13 protein-coding genes are annotated in these 14,858 nt (G+C 67.3%); 4 read left to right on the forward strand and 9 right to left on the reverse strand.

The annotated features are described in order from the left end of the window. Nucleotides 1-22: 22 nt before the first annotated feature. The 3 genes from BJG93_RS08440 to BJG93_RS08450 form a co-directional block, all read right to left on the reverse strand. On the reverse strand, nucleotides 23-394 hold the full coding sequence (locus BJG93_RS08440) for a copper resistance CopC family protein (protein WP_027197851.1): 372 nt from the start codon (nucleotides 392-394) through the stop codon (nucleotides 23-25). 15 nt (nucleotides 395-409) lie between these two features. After that, nucleotides 410-1,342 (reverse strand): hypothetical protein, encoded by a 933-nt coding sequence (locus BJG93_RS08445; RefSeq protein WP_027197852.1) that lies wholly within the window; start codon nucleotides 1,340-1,342, stop codon nucleotides 410-412. 106 nt (nucleotides 1,343-1,448) lie between these two features. Then, nucleotides 1,449-1,871 carry a DUF2946 domain-containing protein gene (locus BJG93_RS08450; RefSeq protein WP_027197853.1) on the reverse strand — a complete coding sequence of 141 codons (423 nt, stop codon included), beginning with the start codon at nucleotides 1,869-1,871 and terminating at the stop codon, nucleotides 1,449-1,451. 209 nt (nucleotides 1,872-2,080) lie between these two features. Here BJG93_RS08450 and BJG93_RS08455 point away from each other — a divergent pair, with 209 nt between their 5' ends. Next, nucleotides 2,081-3,430, forward strand: coding sequence for a TAXI family TRAP transporter solute-binding subunit (locus tag BJG93_RS08455; RefSeq protein ID WP_027197854.1), 1,350 nt, complete (start codon nucleotides 2,081-2,083; stop codon nucleotides 3,428-3,430). Between the two features lie 27 nt (nucleotides 3,431-3,457). On the opposite strand, the gene BJG93_RS08460 is transcribed toward BJG93_RS08455, so the two are convergent. The 3 genes from BJG93_RS08460 to BJG93_RS08470 all read right to left on the reverse strand — a co-directional run bounded on the left by BJG93_RS08460 (nucleotide 3,458) and on the right by BJG93_RS08470 (nucleotide 6,318). Then, entirely contained in the window at nucleotides 3,458-4,204 is a 747-nt protein-coding gene (locus BJG93_RS08460; RefSeq protein WP_071336518.1) for a ProQ/FinO family protein, read from the reverse strand. A 90-nt stretch (nucleotides 4,205-4,294) separates the two neighbouring features. Continuing rightward, nucleotides 4,295-5,659 (reverse strand): ATP-binding protein, encoded by a 1,365-nt coding sequence (locus tag BJG93_RS08465; protein ID WP_027197856.1) that lies wholly within the window; start codon nucleotides 5,657-5,659, stop codon nucleotides 4,295-4,297. After that, entirely contained in the window at nucleotides 5,656-6,318 is a 663-nt protein-coding gene (locus tag BJG93_RS08470; protein ID WP_027197857.1) for a response regulator, read from the reverse strand. Before BJG93_RS08470 ends, BJG93_RS08465 begins: the two co-directional genes overlap by 4 nt. A gap of 219 nt (nucleotides 6,319-6,537) precedes the next feature. Between BJG93_RS08470 and BJG93_RS08475 the strand changes: the two genes are divergently transcribed. From BJG93_RS08475 to BJG93_RS08485, 3 genes are read left to right on the forward strand one after another with little or no spacing between them, the layout of a single operon-like run. Continuing rightward, entirely contained in the window at nucleotides 6,538-7,950 is a 1,413-nt protein-coding gene (locus tag BJG93_RS08475) for a TolC family protein (RefSeq protein ID WP_034480042.1), read from the forward strand. Next, nucleotides 7,940-9,073 carry an efflux RND transporter periplasmic adaptor subunit gene (locus BJG93_RS08480; RefSeq protein WP_027197859.1) on the forward strand — a complete coding sequence of 378 codons (1,134 nt, stop codon included), beginning with the start codon at nucleotides 7,940-7,942 and terminating at the stop codon, nucleotides 9,071-9,073. Before BJG93_RS08475 ends, BJG93_RS08480 begins: the two co-directional genes overlap by 11 nt. After that, on the forward strand, nucleotides 9,070-12,129 hold the full coding sequence (locus BJG93_RS08485) for an efflux RND transporter permease subunit (protein ID WP_027197860.1): 3,060 nt from the start codon (nucleotides 9,070-9,072) through the stop codon (nucleotides 12,127-12,129). The genes BJG93_RS08480 and BJG93_RS08485 overlap by 4 nt, the downstream gene beginning before the upstream one ends. A 39-nt stretch (nucleotides 12,130-12,168) precedes the next feature. On the opposite strand, the gene hpnK is transcribed toward BJG93_RS08485, so the two are convergent. Genes hpnK through BJG93_RS08500 form a run of 3 tightly spaced genes read right to left on the reverse strand, consistent with a single transcriptional unit; the run spans nucleotide 12,169 to nucleotide 14,637 of the window. Beyond that, nucleotides 12,169-13,002 (reverse strand): hopanoid biosynthesis-associated protein HpnK, encoded by an 834-nt coding sequence (gene hpnK / locus BJG93_RS08490; protein WP_027197861.1) that lies wholly within the window; start codon nucleotides 13,000-13,002, stop codon nucleotides 12,169-12,171. After that, on the reverse strand, nucleotides 12,999-14,270 hold the full coding sequence (gene hpnI, locus BJG93_RS08495; RefSeq protein ID WP_071336517.1) for a bacteriohopanetetrol glucosamine biosynthesis glycosyltransferase HpnI: 1,272 nt from the start codon (nucleotides 14,268-14,270) through the stop codon (nucleotides 12,999-13,001). Before hpnI ends, hpnK begins: the two co-directional genes overlap by 4 nt. Nucleotides 14,271-14,289: 19 nt before the next feature. Further along, nucleotides 14,290-14,637 carry a hypothetical protein gene (locus BJG93_RS08500; protein ID WP_027197862.1) on the reverse strand — a complete coding sequence of 116 codons (348 nt, stop codon included), beginning with the start codon at nucleotides 14,635-14,637 and terminating at the stop codon, nucleotides 14,290-14,292. Nucleotides 14,638-14,858 lie beyond the last annotated feature (221 nt).

The following is a 14,858-nucleotide window of genomic DNA, read 5'->3' on the forward strand; positions in this document are numbered from 1 at the left end:
CGACATGCCGCGTCGTTCCGTCCTACTTCACATCGAACCCATAATCTCCATGCGTTCGATGTCCGTCTCGCGCCACCGCGACCCAATGCACGGTGTAGTGCCCGGCTGCGAGCGTCGGCAGCGGCACGGTCATCACCGCGGGCTGCTGCGCATCGACCGAGGACTTGCGCGTGCTGACCTGCTTGCCGCTCGCGTCGCTGACGGTGAGCGAGCTGAACGCCGGTTCGAGCGGACCGTCGAAGGTCACCTTGACCTGCGCGGGCGCGGCCACCGATGCGCCCGCGCCCGGCTCCTCCTTTTGCGGAAACACATGCGCGAGGGCCGCACTTGCGAGCGTCACGCCGGCGATCAGTGCCGCCGCGCGCATCGCGTGACGTTTGAAGATGTGGTTCATCGTCTTTCTCCTAGGTCACTGGAACAGCGGTTTGCCGAGCGTGGTCGGCGCAATGTCGTCGAAGAACAGGTGTGCCTGCACCAGAATGCCGACGTGCGAGCCGCTCGCGCGGTTGATCGGAATCTGCGCCTCGACGCCGAACTGTCCGTAGCGATTCATCCAGATGAAGCCCGGATTGAGCGTGCCGGTCGTTTGCCCCTGGCTGCGCGACAGCGGAATCTCGACGAGCGGAATCAGGTTCGCGAACGGCTGCGGCAGGCCCGCGTCGTGCACGTGCTGCTGCAGATACGGCAGGCTGTACTGCACGGTAAAGCCGTAGTTGAACGCGTTGGGCTGACCCGCGCCGGTGCTCAATGCGGGGGCCGCCTCGGCCGTGATCGCGACCGGCCGCAGATACGCGAGCGAATCGGGCAGATCGCCCATGCCCTTGCCGATGTAGACGGTCGGGGAGATCGTCGAGAAGTTGTCGGCGATCGCGCGGCTGCCGGTGCCGCCGAGTTCCGCATTGACGCCGATCGACGTCATCAGTTCGTGCGGCTCGTTCACGTACAACAGGTACTTGAGGCCGACGCCGAAGTTGTCGAAGCCGGCCGCTCGCGGGTTGTTCTGCATCGCGTACGCGCCGTCGATCGACACCGCGAGACGCGGCGTGATCAGCTTGTCGTACTCGAAGCTGAAGGTGTTGATGCTCTGGTCGCCAGTGTCGCCTGGCACGCGCTGATGGCCGTACTCGAAGTTGGCTTCGTCGCCGACGCCGGGGTCGTCGACGGCGAGCGTCGCCGGGAATACGCGGTCGCCCGCAATCGCGTGCGCCTGCGCGATGGACGGCGCGGCGATGAGGCCTGCGACGCCGCACGCGGCGCAGGCGGTGTAGGCGACATAGGTGGCGGCCGCGACGAGCGGCGCCGCGCGCGGCGGACGGCCGCCGCGCGTTGCTGGTGTGTGCATGAATGCGTCCTGTCTGATCGGTCGTGACGAGGCCGGCGCGCCGTTGTACGGACGCGCGCGAGCAGGCGCGAGGCGGCTTGGCGCATCGCGTCGCAAGTGCTTCGAATCAGGAGGCGAAAGGCGGGGCGCGCGGCTGCGCGAAGGTCAGCGGTTCGACACGGCGCACGCTGTCAAAGCGCGTCGCGGCCGTGTGCTGCCGTGCGCGGACGGCGGCGACGAAGAGCATGCCGATGCCCGGCATCACCGGCAGATGCGCGAGCAGGCTGCAATAGCCGCATGCGTCCCCAGACATCTGGGCATGCTTGTCGCCGCCATTGCTGGCCCGCGTGCCGGCGTGGTCGGAGTCGTCGGGCGTGTCGCCGTGCATCTGCATGCCCGGCATCGACGCCATCCCGCAATACTCGTCCGCGATCGCGTCGGCGCGATAATGGGCCGCGAGCGTCTGTGAGATCGTCGGCGCGAGCGTCGTCATCAGGATCGCTAGCAATCCCAGCCAACTGCCGATCTTCCGTTGCCAACGATTCGACATCCGCCCAGTGCCACGCCGCGAGTTGTGTAGTCCACTACTGCCAGACTGCGATTTGCGGCAAATTATGCCACGCCCGCGGTTTTTTTCAGGCGGCCGGCGCTGGCTCGATCGACTCGCCGCGTGCCCGGTCAATCGAGCAAAACCGCCAACGGCAAAGCTGCCCGGCGCAGGCGACAATGCCTGATCTGGGCTTTACGCACGGAGTCTCCATGAAAGCGCAGCGTCCGCGTCCTCCGCACTTTCCCGGCGAAGCGACGCGCGCCGAATGGCGCGAGCACCTGCTGCCCTACTTCGTCACGGCGCTGCTGATCGCGTTCGCGGTCGTGCTGATCGTCTGGGTCGCCAATCCGGCGCCGCCGCGTACGATCACGATCAGCGCCGGCCCGCGCGACAGTTCGTTCGTCGTCACGGCGAACCAGTACCGCAAGATCCTCGCGCGCAACGGTATCCGCCTGAACGTGCTCGAATCCGATGGTTCCGTAGAGAACCTGCAACGGCTGCTGGACCCGAAGCAGCACGTCGATATCGCTTTCGTGCAAGGCGGGGTGGCCGAAGGGCTCGACACGTCGTCGCTGGTGTCGCTCGGCAGCGTGTTCTATGTGCCGATCGTCGTGTTCTATCGCGGCGCGACGCTCACGCGGCTCGCGCAGCTCGAAGGCAAGCGGATCGCGGTCGGCCGCGAAGGCAGCGGCACGCGGCTGCTCGCGCTGCAACTGCTCGCGGCGAACGGCATCGAACCCGGCGGCAGCACGACGCTGGTGCCGAGCGACGGCTTGCAGGCCGCCACGCAGCTGGTCGCCGGCGAGCTCGACGCGGCGATCCTGAGCGGCGACTCCGCGACGCGCGGCCTGATGCTGCGGCTGCTGCGGGTGCCCGGCATCGCGGTGATGAATTTCGACGAAGCGAACGCCTATACGCGCGTCTTTCCGTTTCTCGACCAGATCGACCTGCCGCCCGGCGTGCTCGATCTGAAGCGGCGCATCCCGCCCGAGACCGTGCACCTGATCAGCCCGACGGTCGAGCTGGTCGCGCGCAGCACGCTGCATCCGGCGATTTCGGATCTGTTGATCGAAGCGGCGCAGGAAGTACACGGCACCGCGGGCCTGTTGCAGCACGCCGGACAGTTCCCGAACCCGGTCGCGCACGAGTACCCGATCAGCGAGGACGCGCAGCGTTACTACCGGACCGGCAAGGGCTTTCTGTATCGGACGCTGCCGTTCTGGCTCGCGAGCATCGGCGATCGCACGCTGGTCCTGCTGTTGCCGGTCGCCGTGCTGCTGTTGCCCGCCATGCGGGTGATTCCGGCGCTGTACCGGTGGCGGGTGCGCTCGCGCATCTATCGTTACTACGGTTCGCTGATTGCGATCGAGCGGCACGCGCTCGCCGGCGCAACCGACGAGGAGCGCACGCAGCTACTGGGGCAACTGGACGAGATCGAGGCGGCGCTGAGCCATCTGCGCATGCCGCTCGCTTATGCGGATGCGTTTTATGTGCTGCGCGAGCATGTGGGATTCGTGCGCAGCCGGCTAACGGCTGCGCGGCCCGTCATGGCCTCGTGACCGAGACGGCGACGGGCGATGCCAAGTTTAGGCTTGGGACGGAGCGGAGGCCGGAGCGGTGGCTTGCGGATCGTCTTGCGCACTGGTTTGCGCTTGCGCGTCCGTGCTCGCGGCAGCCGCCGGCGCATCAGGGCTTGCCGTCGCTTCGGCCGCCTTCTGCGCGCCCTTCGCCGCGCGATGCGCGAGCAGGCGCTGTGCGCCGGCCGCTTCCTGCGCCGTCACCTTGCCGGCTTCGACGCCCGCCAGATCGACGCGCGCCGCGCCTTCGACGAGGCTCTTCCAGTAGCGCCCGCCACGGCACCACGTCTTGATCGCGTCGCGCAACTCGGCTTCGCTCAGCGACAGTTCCTTCGCATGCACGACTAGATCTTCGAAAACGCCGATCTTCAGCGGCAGCTTCGGGGCGGGATTCTTTGGGAAAGCGACCGGGAAACGTTTTTGCAGACGACCGATCGAGCGCACCACCGGATCCACCGGCTTGGCGTCCGCGGGGGCGGCATGGCGCGCCGGCTGCGAGCGGCCGGCGCGCGCGCCGGGCTTGCCGTCGGGGCGAGCGCCGGCGTTCGCGGCCGGCTTCGCACCGGGCCGGCCACCCGGCTTCGTGCCGGGATTGGCGCCACGGTCGGGATGTGAGCCAGGATTTGAAGCAGGCTTGCCAGCGGACTTCGAAGCGGGGCGCGCGGCCGATTGGCGATCGGGCTTGCCGGCCGACTCGGCGGCGGCGCGCGCCGCGGCCAGTTGCTTCTTCAGTTCAGCGAGTTGTTCGAAACCCATAGTGCAAAACCAATCTGTCGATCTGTAAAGCTGAGATTGTAGCAGCGTGCGCGCAGGCGCTTGTGACAACCCGAGCGAGAGCGACGATCGTCAATTCGTGGCTGCGGCCGGCGCGGGCGCATCGCGCGCGCGCAGCCCGGTGACCGACACCCGCAAACCGGGCGCGCCGACGTTGTTGCGCAGCGACAGCTCGAGCTGATGCCGCTCGGCGATCCGCGCGACGATCGCGAGGCCGAGTCCACTGCCCTCGCCCTTCGAGCCGTCGCCGCGATAGAAACGGTCGAACACGCGTTCGCGTTCCGCCTCGGGAATCCCCGAACCGCTATCGACGACCTCGAAGCCGACGCACTCGCCCGCGCGCCGCAGCACCACGTCGACACGGCCGCCGGGCGGCGTATGACGGATGGCGTTATTAATCAGGTTGCCTAACAACACGCTGATACTGTGCGGCTCGGCGAGCACCGTATAGGTGTCGTTCGGCGCGCGCGCGTGTTCGCACTCCAGGCCGAGATCGATCTCGCGCAGCTCCGCGAGCACGGAATAATCGCTGACCGCCTGCTCGCCGATGCGGCGCAGGCTGACCGGCACCGTCGAGGTCACGGGCTGCGCGTCTTCGCGCGCGAGCGCCAGCAGTTGCTGCACGAGGTGAATGATCCGATTCACGCGCTGTTCGACGCGCTCGAGCGTCTGCCCCTCGCCCTTCAGTGAACCATCGCGCGAGGCCGCCTGCAGTTGCAGCTTCAGCGCCGCGAGCGGTGAGCGCAATTCGTGCGCGGCATCGGCGATAAACGTGCGCTGCGCTTGCGATGCCGTATGCAAGCGTTGCAGCAGATCATTCAGCGCTTCGACGAGCGGCCGGATTTCGACCGGCACGTTGCCGTCGAGCCGCAGCGGTTCGAGCGAATCGATCGAACGCGTCGCGAGCGCGCGCGACAGCCCGCCGATCGGCGCGAGCCCGCGCGCGACCACCAGCAGCACCAGCGCGATGGTCACCGGCAGCAGCACGCCAAGCGGCCACAGCGTGTGCAGCGCGAGATGCAACGCGAGGTCCTCGCGCACCGAGACCGGCTGCGCGACCTGCACGTAGCGGTCTTTCTGCGCGACGCCGAAGGTGCGCCAGTGGTAGTCGCCGTGCGGCACCGTGTTGAAGCCCGGCGGCAGACGCCCGAACACCGGCGCCTGCGCGGAGTGATAGACGAGCGTACCGCTGCTGTCCCAGATCTCGATGACGATGCGGTCGTCGGCGAGATCGCCGAGGTCGGGGTCATGCCGCTCGCTGCTGCCCGCGCCGCGCAGCCCCGACGGCAGCGACAGCGCGACGGTGCGTAGTTCGTAGTCGAACAGCTCGGTCGCCTCGCGCCGCGCGGTATGGAAGATCGCGAAAGCCGCGACCAACGAGGTCGCCGCCATGCCGAAGATCAGCCAACCGAGCAGCCAGCGGCGAATCGACGTCATCCGCACCTCTTCAGGCGGTAGCCGACCCCGCGCACGGTCACGATCTGGTCCGCGCCGATCTTGCGCCGCAGACTGTGCACATGCACTTCGATCGTATTGCTGCCGACTTCCTCGCCCCAGCCGTACAGCTTTTCTTCGAGCTCCGCCTTCGTGAACACCCGCGCGGGCTCCTCGATCAGCGCCTGCAGCAACGCGAATTCACGCGGCACCAGCGGCAGCGGCACGCCGTGCTTGGTGACTTCATGCGCGGCGGGGTCGAGCGTCAGTTCGCCGTGACTGTAGACCGGCTGCTTCTGGCCGGTGCGCCGGCGCAGTAGCGCGCGAATGCGCGCGGCCAGTTCGTCGAGATCGAACGGCTTGGTCAGGTAGTCGTCGGCGCCGGCGTCGAGACCGCGGATGCGTTCGTCGACCGCGTCGCGCGCGGTCAGAATCATCACCGGCGCCGCGCCGCCGTGGCGGCGATACGCGTTCAGCACGTCGATGCCGTCTTTTTTCGGCAGGCCGAGATCGAGCAGCACGAGGTCGTACACGCCGTTATCGAGCGACAGTTCCGCCGCGCGGCCGTCCTCGGCCCAGTCGATCGCGTAGCCGGCGCGGCGCATCGCGCCCAGCACCGATTCCGCGATCATGTCGTCGTCTTCGACCAGTAGCAGGCGCATGGCCTCTGCTCTCCTTCGTGCGGTTTTAACCGCGGCATTATCGGCCACCGCAGCTTAACGAACCCTTACGGGTACTGATGACGCGTCGATTTCGCACGGCTCGCGTCGCGCGCTTCGACGTTAAGCCTGTCTTAAGCGCGCGCTACGGAAAATCGGCTCTCGTTGCGACGCCTCGTTCGCGAGTCGCTCGCGCCTTTCATGATTCGCAGGAGCCGGATTTTGCCTGTTTTCCATGCCGTCGCGGCGCTGCGCCTGCGCGCGCTCATACCGTTGTGCGTGCTGCTGATGAGCGGCTGCGCGACCTATCACCGCGAGCCGCTCGCGCCGCAGGACAGCTCGACGTCCGCGCGAGCGCTCGAACGGATCCGCATCGATCCCGCGAGCATGCCGCTGCCCGAACTGGCCGCGCATCGCTTCGATCCGGCCGACGGGCTCGACATCGATGAAGTCGCGATGCTCGCGGTCGCCAACAATCCCGATCTCAAGCTCGCCCGCGACGATCTCGGCATCGCCGCTGCGCAAGCTTATTCGGCCGGTCTGTTGCCCGATCCGCAACTGAGCGTGTCGAGCGACTATCCGGGCGCGGCCGGCACGACGCGCGCGTTCAATTATGGTCTCAGCATCGACGTGATGGCGATCGTGCTGCGCAGCGCGAATAAACAGTCCGCCGACGCGACGGTCGCGAAGACCGACCTCGGCCTGCTGTGGCAGGAGTGGCAGGTCGTCGCGCAAGCGCGGCAGCTGTTCGTGAAGACGTGCTTCCAGCGACACACTCTACCGCTGCTGCAACAGCAACGCGACCTCGCGCGCACGCGTTTCGAGCGCATGGCCGCGGCGCGCGCCGACGGCAATCTGACCGACGACACCCTGAGCGCCGCGCTGCTCGCCTATAGCGACGCGCGCAAGCAATACACCGACGCCGAGCGCGCGGCCGCGCAAACGCATCACGATCTGAATGCGTTGCTGGGCCTCGCGCCGGACGTGCGATTGCAGTTGCAAACGGGCAGCGACAATCAACTCGCGCCGCTGCCCGACGCCACGCTCGACACCGCGCTCGCCGGGCTCGCTCGCCGCCGGCCCGACCTGATCGCGCTGCAGGCCGGCTACGAGGCGCAGGAGCAGAAATATCGCGCGGCGATTCTGAGCCAGTTCCCGAGTCTGTCGGTCGGCTTCGTGCGGGCGCGCGACACGTCGAACATCTACACGAGCGGGTTTCAGATCAACCTGAGTCTGCCGATCTTCAACCGCAACCAGGGCAATGTCGCGATCGAAAAAGCAACCCGTCAGCGGCTTCGCGACGAGTACCAGACCCGCCTGAACCAGGCATATGCGGACGTCGCCCGCCTGCGCGAAGACAGCGCGATTCTCGCGCGCCAATTGCAGCAGACCGAAGCCGCGCTGCCCGGCGTCGAGCGCGCCGCGCGCGACGCCGCGGCAGCCTACGCCGAACACAACCTCGTGCTCGGGGCGTACACCGACGCGCAAAGCGCCGCATTGGCCAAACGCATCGACGTCGCGACGCTGCGCGAAACGCTCGACGAACAGCGCGTCGGCTTGCAGGCGCTGCTCGGCAGCGCGATTCCCGATGCTTTCTCTCCCGCTCAGACTTTCATCGACACTCATGCGAACTAGCCTCTTTTCAGCGCGCCGTGCGTGGCCGCGTGTGGCGGCCGTCGCCGCGCCGGTGGTTGGCGCGCTCCTGCTGTATGCATCGGTCCATCCGGTTCATGCGGACGACAACGCCGCCAGCGAAGCTCAACCATCGGTCGCAGTGCAGACCGTGCGCGTGCAGCGCGCCGCCATCGCACAGCCGGTGCGAGGCTTCGGGATCGTCGCGGCCACCGCGTCGAACCTGACGACGTTCAACCTGCCCTACGTCTCGCGTATCGTGCAGATGCGCGTGCAGGCGGGCGAGACCGTCAAACGCGGCACGCCGCTTTTCGTCGTGCAGGCCGATCCTGCCGCGGTGCTCGCCGCAACCCAGGCGCGCAGCGCGCTGACGCTCGCGCAAGGCGAACTCGCCCGCACCCGGTCGCTGTACGACAAGGGGCTCGCGACCCAATCGCAGCTCGCCAGCGCGAGCAAGGCCGTCGACGACGCGCGCGAAGCGCTCGCCGCGCAGAATCAGACCGGCATCGCAAGTGGCAACAAGGTCGTGAGCGCGCCGTTCGACGGCGTAGTGCTGCAGTTGTCGGCAGCGCAAGGCGACCAGTTGCAGGCCGGCGCCGCGATCCTGCAACTCGCGAGCGGCACGAGCGGCACGAGCCGCGACGCACGCGCAAACGTGACGCTCGGTGTCGAGCCGAGCGATGCCGCCTCGATCCATCCCGGTGACGCGGTCACGCTGCACGGCCTGTCCGCGACACTCGCGCAGACGTCGATCGAAGGCCGCGTGGTGCTCGTCGGCGCGGCGATCGATCCGCAATCCCAACTGGTCAACATCGGCGCGACGGTACCGCTCGCGCAGACGCCGTTCATCCCCGGCACACGCGTGGCCGGCGACATCGCGACGCGCAACGGCAGGCACTGGATCGTGCCGCGCGCGGCCGTGCTGCGCGATGGCGAGCACGCCTACCTGTTCCAGATCACCCCGCAACACACGGCGCACCGCGTCGCGGTGACCATCGCGATCGAAAACGGCGGGCGCTACGGCGTCGATGGTTCGCTCGACCCCATGCTCGACGTCGTGACCAGCGGCAACTACGAGCTGAAAGACGGCATGGCGGTGCGCGCCGGAGGGGACGGCGCGCGATGAACTTCGGCCAATGGATGCAGACGCATCGCCGCTCGCTGCTGTTCGTCATCGCATTGCTCGCGATTGCCGGTGCGCTGAGCGCGTTCCGTCTGCCGATCTCGCTGTTTCCGAACGTCGCGTTTCCGCGCGCGGTCGTGTCGCTCGACGCGGGGGACCGCCCCGCCGAGCAGATGACGACGCTCGTCACGATGCCGGTCGAGGAAGCGCTGCGGCGCCTGCCGAACGTGCGCGACGTCGCATCGACGACGAGCCGCGGCGCCGCGGAAATCTCGCTGAACTTCGACTGGGGCACCGACATGGCGCAGGCGACGTTGCAGGCGCAATCGGCGATCAGCGAAATTCTCGCGACGCTGCCGCCCGGCACGACGATGCACGTGCGGCGCATGGACCCGACCGTGTTTCCGGTGCTCGCGTACAGCCTCACGTCGACGCGGCAGTCGCTGTCCGCACTGCACGATCTCGCGCAGTTCCAGATGCGGCCGCTGCTGTCGTCGGTGGAAGGCGTCGCGCGCGTCGAGGTGACCGGCGGCGCGCAGGACGAATTCGAAGTCGCGGTCGATCCCGCCCGCCTCGCCGCGTACAAGCTCTCGCTCGCCGATGTATCGAAGGCGATCGGCGCGAGCAATGTGCTGATGGCAAATGGCCGCATCGAGGATAATGACAAGCTGTACCTCGTCGTCACCAACTCGACGATCACGCAACTCGACGAACTGCGCAACGTCGTCGTGTCCGCCAATGGCAATGCAAACGGAACGCAGATCCGTCTCGGCGACGTCGCGACGGTGAGCCAGGGCGTCGTGCCGCAATGGATGCGCGTCACCGCCGACGGCCAGGATGCGGTACTGCTGAACGTCTACCAGCAGCCCGGCGCGAACAGCGTGGCGATGGCGCGCGCGATCCGCGCGAAGATCGCCGGGTTCGAGCCGCAGATGCCCGCGGGCGTGCATCTGTCGAACTGGTACGACCAGAGCGAGCTGGTGATCGCATCGGCCACCAGCGTGCGCGACGCGATCATGATCGGCGTGGTGCTCGCGGCACTGACGTTGTTCGTTTTCCTGCGCAACTGGAAGATCACCGCGATCGCGGTCGCGCTGGTGCCGGTCGTGATGGCCGCGACGATCCTGCTGCTCGACGTGTTCGGCATGGGCTTCAACATCATGACGCTGGGCGGCATGGCAGCCGCGGTCGGCCTCGTCATCGACGACGCGATCGTGATGATCGAGCACATCGTGCGGCGCATGCGCGAAGCCGGCGCACACGCGTTCCACGGCCGCGTGATGGCCGCGGCGCTCGAATTCACGCGGCCGCTCGCGGGTTCGTCGGCGGCGACGCTGATCATCTTCGTGCCGCTCGCATTTCTGTCGGGCGTGACGGGGGCGTTTTTCAAGGCGCTGTCGCTGACGATGGCGAGCGCGCTGTTCATTTCGTTCCTCGTGACGTGGCTCGCGGTGCCGATCCTGTGCGACCGCTGGCTGAAGCCGAAAGACGCCGAAGAGCACGCGGAAACCCGTTTCGCCGAGTGGCTGAACCGGCGCTATGCGGCGAGCGTCGAGCGGGTGATCGCTCGGCCCCCGCTCGTGCTGCTGGGCCTCGTGCCGTTGATCGTCGTCGCCGCGTTCGCGTTCACGCGCGTGGGCAGCGGCTTCATGCCGAGCATGGACGAAGGCGGCTTCGTGCTCGACTATCACACCCAGCCGGGCACGTCGATCACCGAAACGGACCGGCTGATGAAGCAGATCGAGCGCATCGTGCGCGCGAATCCGAACGTCGCGACCTATTCGCGCCGCACCGGCGCAGGCCTCGGCGGCGATCTGAACGAGCCGAACAAGGGCGACTTTTTCGTGCGGCTGAAGTCCGGCAAGCGCGAGCCGATCGATACCGTGATGGAAGAGATCCGCTCGCAGATCGACACCCAGGTGCCGGGCGTCAGCATCGAACTCGCTCAACTGATGGAAGACCTGATCGGCGATCTGACCGCGGTGCCGCAGCCGGTGCAGATCAAGATCTTCTCCGACGACTCCCGCACGCTCGACACGACGGCGCGCAAGGTCGCCGCGCGCATCGGCCGGATCCGGGGCATCGTCGACGTGAACGACGGCATCAATCCCGCCGGCGACGCCATCGAGCTGCACATTCTGCCCGCCGCTGCCGCGGCCGAAGGCATGGACCCGCAGGCGATCGCGCAGGCCGTCACCGACATGCTCGAAGGCAGTGTCGCGACGCAGTTCCAGAGCGGCCCGAAAACGGTCGGCGTGCGCGTGCGCGTAGACGGCGCGCGTCAGCTGACCGATACGCAACTGGGTCTGTTACAGATACGCGCGCCGGACGGACATCTGTTCGCACTGAAGCGCGTCGCCGATCGCGTGAGCGTCACCGGTCAACCCGAGATCAGCCGCTCGAATCTCAAGCGCATGGTCGCGGTCACCGCGCGCATCGACGGGCGCGATCTCGGCTCCACGATCGCCGACGTGCAAAAGGCGCTCGGCGACGCAAATCTGCTCCCCTCGGGCGTCTATTACGAACTCGGCGGTCTGTACCAGCAACAGCAGATCGCCTTCAAAGGTCTGCTGACCGTGTTCGGCGCCGCGATCGCGCTGGTGTTCGGCCTGCTGCTGTTTCTGTACGAACGCCTGCGCGTCGCGCTCGCCGTGCTGGCCATGCCGTTGCTCGCGGCCGGCGCGGTGTTCATCGGGCTGTGGATCACCGGCATCGAGTTGAACATCTCCGCGATGATGGGCATGACGATGATCATCGGCATCGTGACCGAGGTCGCGATCTTCTACGTGTCGGAGTTGCAGGCGCTGGTGCGCGACGACGAGATGCCATTCGACGACGCCTTGCAGGCCGCCGGCCGCAACCGTCTGCGACCGATCGCGATGACGACGATCGCCGCGATCCTCGCGCTGTTGCCGCTCGCGTTCGCACTGGGGCGAGGTTCGGCGATGCAGCAACCGCTCGCGATCGCGATCATTTCGGGGCTGATCGTGCAGTTGCCGCTCGTGCTGTTGCTGCTGCCGGTGTTGCTCAAGCTATTGATGAAAAAGCGGACGGTGTGAGCGCGAGCCAGGGTCTTGCGCGTTTCGCGAAACCGATCGCTATGCAAGCACATCCGCGAAGCCGCCCACCCGCGCGCCGAGCGCGCGGATCGCGGCGGCCACGCCTGGCGACAGCAGCGCCTGCAACTCGTCGGCGTGCCGATAGTCGCGCATGCCTTCGCTGAGCGCGTCGCCGGCCAGCGCCGGATGACAGTAAATTTCGCCGACGCCGTGCGGCAGACTCGCGAGCGCGGCGAGCCAGGCCGCCTCATCCATGCGCCCGCTCGCCGCGATGCCGACCACGTAGTCGTTGTGCGCGATGTTCGCGCGCTCGAGCCGCGTCTTCACGTGCGCGATCCACGGGCGCAGCCACAGCGGCGCGTTCGCTTCGAACGGCAGACGCATCGCCTTCATGCCGTAGTCGCGGCCGATGTCGAGGATCAGGCCGAGCACGGTCGGATGCAGATGAAAATGCTTGTGCGTGTTCACGTGGTCGAGCGTAAGACCCGTCGCGGCGAAGGCTTCGAACTGCGCACGAATTTCCTGCGCGAGCTGCCGGCGCACATGCGGCAGAAAGAAAAAGCGCACGCCGTCGCGCACCATGTTGCTGCCGAAGCGGCCATTCTCGTCGAGCAGCGCGGCAACCTGCTCGCGCGGCGCCAGCGCGGCACCGTCGGCCAGCACGAGGTGCAGACCCACGCGCAGTTCCGGCAGCGCACGCGCGCGCGCGACCGCGTCGGCGGCGGCCGGCGCGCCGACCATCAGACTCGCGGCGCGCAGCACACCGTTGCGGTGCGCGCGCTCGACCGCGTAATTGACGCGCTGATGCAGGCCGAAATCGTCGGCGGTGATGATCAGTCCGCGCGGCTGCGCCGGCTTCGCGCTGCCGATCACGTGAGACTGTCCAGCCGGCCGTTGCGCTCGGCCGACGGTGTGCCGAGCTGCATGCGCTCGCCGCGCCAGACGACGTGCGAACCGAACGCGCTGACCAGCCACTGGAGCGCGAGCAGCGTATCGCGCAACGGCACGAGCGGCAGATCGCGCCAGAACGTACGCGCGCGGCGCGCCGCGCGCAGATGCAGCAGCAGGCGCGCGCCAACGCACAGCGCGGTGGCCGACGCGCTCGCGATCACCGCCGCGAACGGCGCATGAGCACAGTTGCGGATCGCGAGCGACGCGGTCAGCCACGCGCCCGTCAACAGCCACGGTGTGGGGAACGTGATCAGCAGCGACACGAAACCCGGCGGATTGACCGAGCGGATCGTGCGCAGCCAGCGCGTTTCGCGCTGCCATAGCGCGGCGAAGGTCGGCTCGATCACGTCGGTGGCGACCATCACGCGCGAGAGCACCGTTTGCAGACCGAGCGCGCGCACGTGCTCGGCGAGCCAGTAGTCGTCGGCGAGGCAGTTTTTCAACGCTTCGAAGCCGCCGATGCGCTCGAGCGTCGCGCGCCGCAATGCGAGCGTCGCGCCGAAACCGAAGCGCCGTGAACCCATCGCATGGGCGACGCGCACCGAGGGCGCGAACCACTCATTGATGAACAGCGCACCGACGCGCGGCCAGAATCCGCCGACACCGCGCGCGACGTACAGGCACGTCACGACGCCGACGTTCGGATCCGCGAGCGGCGCGGCGACGCTGTCGAGATAATCCGAGTCGACGGCGATGTCGCTGTCGGCGATCACGATGATGTCGTGGCGCGCGCGCACGGCCATGTTGATCAGGTTGCTGACTTTCAGATTGCTGCCATGCACGCGCGTGTCGATGGCGAGCTCGATGTCGCATGTCGGATAGGCAGCCTGCAAACGGCGCACCACTGCGATGGCAGGATCGTGCGGCGACGAGACGCCGAGCACCAGCTGAAAATGCTCATGGCGCTGTTCGCAGAAGGTTCGCAGATTTTCGTAGAGACGCGGCTCGGCGCCGCACAGCGGCTTCAGCACGCTGACGCCGACCTGCGCGAACGAATCGGCCGAGCGATTGGCCGAATGCATCGGCGAACGGCTGTGCGCCCGACTGACGGCCCGAGCGCCGTGATGATTCGATTTATGCCGTGCCGAAAAAAACGGCATGGCGAGCGCGGCGGCAACCGTGTAGATCGAAGCGCTAACGCAGCCGGCTAACAGGAGCCATTGACATGCAATCAACGCGTGGGCCGCCATTGTGTGTCGTCCGTGTCCGTCAGTGCCCGGCGAGCACGAAGGGTTGTCCCGTCAGGCGCAGATGCAGCACGACGAGCCAGCGGCGCGGACAGTTCGACGCGATCGCGGCCGGCCATTCACGCACGGCGCAAGTTACATAGTCGCGCCGCACCGCGACCTCGAAGGCGACCGCGGCAAATTCGCGGGCGATGATCACGCCGCCGACGATCAGCGCGAGCGCGAACAGCCTGAACGACGCCGAAGCGATAAACGAGCCGGGGACCGGCAGAACCAGCAGCGTGATGCCCAGCAACGCTTCGGCGGCCGCGGCCGTCACGGAGGCGACTAGTAGATGGGCTCGCAGCATGTCGATGGTGACTGGCTTCATAACGTGCCTCGTGCGCGGCTTGGCGGCCTGACCGGATGCCTGGCAATGTGGCGGGACTCGTCTACACCGTCCATTGACGCCATCGACCAGCATAAAGAATGCCTCGCGCGTCACTCCGTCGAAGTCCTTACGATCAGGTTGCGATGATCTGACGGCGCCATGGTCTCGCACCTGCATCACGATCTGCGACGACCATTTTATAGCGCGTCGATGGTATCGAT

The organism is Paraburkholderia sprentiae WSM5005, assembly GCF_001865575.2.
Taxonomy (GTDB): Bacteria; Pseudomonadota; Gammaproteobacteria; order Burkholderiales; family Burkholderiaceae; genus Paraburkholderia; species Paraburkholderia sprentiae.